Source organism: Enterobacter cloacae complex sp. 6730903, from assembly GCF_048283985.1.
Lineage (GTDB): Bacteria > Pseudomonadota > Gammaproteobacteria > Enterobacterales > Enterobacteriaceae > Enterobacter > Enterobacter hormaechei_C.
In genome coordinates this window covers 1-3,855 of the sequence record NZ_JBLVXX010000098.1, presented here as the reverse complement: position 1 = coordinate 3,855, position 3,855 = coordinate 1, and the positions used below count along the sequence as shown (strand labels likewise).

At 51.4% G+C, this 3,855-nt stretch carries 4 protein-coding genes; all 4 read right to left on the bottom strand.

What is annotated here, in order from left to right; translation table 11 throughout:
- Positions 1–489: hypothetical protein (locus tag ACNQ0W_RS24720; RefSeq protein WP_158414479.1), on the bottom strand; the 489-nt coding region annotated here is incomplete at its 3' end.
- Positions 490–499: 10 nt separating this feature from the next.
- Positions 500–1,069, bottom strand: a complete 570-nt coding sequence (gene dfrA19 / locus ACNQ0W_RS24715; RefSeq protein ID WP_000019304.1) for a trimethoprim-resistant dihydrofolate reductase DfrA19 — start codon at positions 1,067–1,069, stop codon at positions 500–502.
- A complete protein-coding gene (locus ACNQ0W_RS24710) occupies positions 1,069–1,533 on the bottom strand; it encodes a BRCT domain-containing protein (RefSeq protein WP_000645230.1) in 465 nt (154 codons plus the stop codon). The genes dfrA19 and ACNQ0W_RS24710 overlap by 1 nt, the downstream gene beginning before the upstream one ends.
- Before the next feature lie 301 nt (positions 1,534–1,834).
- Positions 1,835–3,376, bottom strand: a complete 1,542-nt coding sequence (locus ACNQ0W_RS24705; protein ID WP_000050481.1) for an IS91-like element ISCR1 family transposase — start codon at positions 3,374–3,376, stop codon at positions 1,835–1,837.
- Positions 3,377–3,855 lie beyond the last annotated feature (479 nt).

Sequence of the window (3,855 nt, the reverse complement as noted above, 5' to 3'; positions counted from 1 at the left end):
GCCGGCAGCAGCCCGTCGTTGCCTGATGGATCCAACCCCTCCGCTGCTATAGTGCAGTCGGCTTCTGACGTTCAGTGCAGCCGTCTTCTGAAAACGACAAACGATGTCAGCCAATAAGTTGTTGTAATAATCGACAAGTGTTTGTTGCAACTCGCCGTCCTGTAAGACTGCATTATCAGTCTGATTCAGGGCGGCTATGGTGTCATTTATACACCATAAACCGATGACGGCTGCACGTAAATCTGTGGATGCTCTTGATGGCGATTCAACGTTTGCTGTCCCACGCATGGCGACAGCATTGTTTAGCCCAGCAATAATCCCATTATAAGTTGGGGGGAGGGGCTCCGACAACTGCAAAGCTATCTTTTCTGTATTGTTTTGGATGTCGTCCGCAAGAATGGTATTCTCGATCAGTTCTCGAGCCAATAATGATGTTTCGAAGCAGACGGCCAACACCGTCTGCTTCGTTTCTGGTTCTTGTTCTTCCACTGCCAGCGCGTTACTGATTGTTACGCACGTAAGTAGCAAAGTGAATGCGCTCTTGAGTCTCATCAACGGTTGCCTCCACAGTCTCGCTGGCACTGGAATCAATGTGAAAATTGTTCTGGATCGGATCAACAGGAATAAATCGATCACAGTCGAACTCTCTTGGAATTATGGTCATGTGCAGTTTCGTTGCTGATGAAAGAGCTTGAATGTACAACTTCTCCCCACCAATGACAGCAATGCGTTGATCGGTATTCTCATACAGGTTGATCACAGCACGAAGATCAGGAACGACAGTAGCGCCTATGACATCTTCTTGTTTTAACGTCGAGGAGATCACGAACGATTCGCGTTCGGGGAGAATTCCTTTCTCCTTGATTCGCTCCTCGGCGCCATCCTTTTCTAACTGCATGTCACGCATGTCAGTATACGTGTGTTTCCCCATAACGCACACGCGGATCTCTTTAGAAATCCGCGTAAATCGCGCCATGTCTTCTTTGCATTTCCATGGAATCTTGCCGCCTTTCCCGAATCCCAACTTAGAATCCACAGCGACTATTAGCTCAAGTTGTGGGTGACTCATTAAAACTCCAAACCAGTCGATGCTGGTTGTTCCAGATATTGCTTACGGAAGGTGGCCAGATCAATCAGTTTGATATTTGCCTTTCCGCTGTTGTTGAGATCGTGCACTTTCTTCAATTTGCCGGAAGATCCGGAAGTGGATGCCGCGATCACCATGGTGGTCTTCGACGAGACTGATGATTGCACTTCACCACCCTCAGCTTCAATCAGCTTCTCCAAGGCCGCGTCACGAAAACCGGTGATCACGATCTTCTCACCGGTAAAACGATCCCCCGAAGTGACCTGCTGTTTGAACCCGATGATTGATTGAATCTTGTTGAATAGCTCGGCATGTTCAGCCATACCTGCAAGCACTTTTGCGGCAGTTTTGTAGCTGAATTTGTCGACGCTAACGATCTGCTCTTCGGTGATGGCATTGAAATCATCCAAGGTCTTAATATCCAAGCCTTCACACAGAGCTTTCATCTTGCGGCGCCCAACGCCGCGCCCAAAGTGGGGCATCGACCCCAACCAAACCGACAGGGGAACACTACTGGGTATAGGAAGTATAAACCACCTTTTTGCTCCTCATCCGAAGTATCTTACCTGAAATTCCCTCACTCGTTTACCGCTCAAGCCCCAATTTTAACTGCCGGTCCAGCCTAAACCGCTCTAATAAGGTTCGATTTGGCGGTAAAATCTCTAGCCTGATAGCTCGAGAGATACAAACTGCCCCACCGCCCCGTTTAAAAGTTGGCAGTGTTGAGCAGTGTTGGATTTGGGGTCGTCAGTCAAAGAGACGACTCTGTGATGGATCGAACAGGCTGGGAGTCAGTGGCGGCGCTCGTTCTGGTGGCAGCTCACGCTGCTTGGCGGCATTCGCCTTGGCTGTTTTCTGTTTCAGATGCTTGAGAATCTGCTCAATGACCTTCGGATCTTCGATGCTGGCAATCACTTTGACGTGACCGCCGCAGTGTTCGCAGACTTCAATATCAATATTGAAGACTCGCTTGAGGCGTTGCATCCAGGTCATGGCGCGGTGGCGCTCTGCAGGACTCTTGTCACGCCAGTTAGTATCGAGACCTTCCGATTTGTCGGGCTTCTTGCCCCGCTTGGCGGGTGTTACTTGAACTCGGTGTTTGCTGTTCGGTGCAAAGACGCCGTGGAAGCGTGTGAGGTTGACTCGCGGCTTAGGTACCAACGCAGCGAGTTTGGCGATGAAGTCCAGCGGCTCGAAGATCACATGGGTGGTGCCATTGCGGTACGGAGTTTTGAGCTCGTAACGCACCTGCCCATTGGCGGTTAATGCCAGACGTTTTTCTGAAACCGCTGGCCGACTAATGTAGCGACACAAGCGCTCAAGCTTATCCCGCTGATGCGCTTCGGCCATCACACCGGCGTGTAGCGAGAAACCAGCATGGTTGGCTACTCGACTGCTTGAGTCGGCTTTATCCTCACGCCCTGGCAAGGTTTGCAGGGTGAAGACTTTGCGCCCTTGCTGGGGGCCGACGGCAATGCGATACGTAACCGAAGCACCATGTAATTGAGTCAGCGTATCGTCTTCGCCCTCTTCCAGTGTCAACCACGTATTCTCGGCATCACGCTCCAAAATCCCACGCTTTTCCATGCAGCGAGCGATGCGATGGCTGAGGGTGTGAGCGAGCGTATTCAGCTCATCGTAAGTGGGTGCCTTGACACGATGGAAGCGTTGCTTGCCATAGTCATCTTCGGCATAGACACCATCGAGAAACAGCATGTGGTAGTGGACATTGAGATTTAGCGCGGAGCCAAAGCGTTGGATAAGAGTCACTGAGCCAGTTTGTGCAGAGGCTTTGGTGTAACCGGCTTTTTTGATCAGATGAGTTGAGAGTGTACGATAGACGATACTCAAGACCTGGCCCATCAGCTGGGGATGGCGAGCCAGCAAAAAGCGTAGCTGGAAAGGAAAGCTGAGCACCCACTGGCGAATGGGCTCCTTGGGGAAGACTTCGTCTATCAGCAGCGCCGCACTCTCGGCCATCCGGCGGGCACCGCAGCTAGGGCAAAAGCCGCGTCGTTTACAGCTGAAGGCGACCAGACGCTCGTGATGACAATCCTCGCAGCGAACCCGCATGAAACCATACTCCAGACGGCCACATTGGAGGAGGTCGTTGAATTCTTGTTGGATGTAGCGAGGCAGGTGTTGACCTTGGGCTTCGAGTGAGGCTTTGAAGGCTGGGTAGTGCTGCTCAACCAGCTGGTAGAGCAGCGTCTGGTCGGGTTGGTGGCGTTCGTAACCGTTTGTTTGAGTGGGCGATTGACTCGCCGTGGCGTTCCTTGCCAGCGACATGGGTATCCTCCGCTGATACTGTGGTTATGTACAGTATCAGCGGCTTGCGTTCAGACGTCCAGTCTGGCCCTAGACATCGCTAAATGCTTAACCCGCAATAGCCCTCACGAGTTGTTATCAGCCACTACCGGTTGAGCGAGAAGGTTTTGGGTTCAGGGTGCTATTGCTCCACCAATCACAATACTGAAGCCCCAACTGTTATCAGTTGGGGCTTTTTCTTGTCTGTTTGCGGCGGTTGCGTTTTATCGGTAGTCGTCGAGCTCTGCACCATCCCACATAAGAGCTTAACGGTGCGATCTTCAACGCCATCACACAAAACTTTCTTTTTCACGCACAGTCAACTTATTGGATGTTTTATTAACAACCCAAAAGGAGATATTTAGCGGGCGGCCGGAAGGTGAATGCTAGGCATGATCTAACCCTCGGTCTCTGGCGTCGCGACTGCGAAATTTCGCGAGGGTTTCCGAGAAGGTGATTGC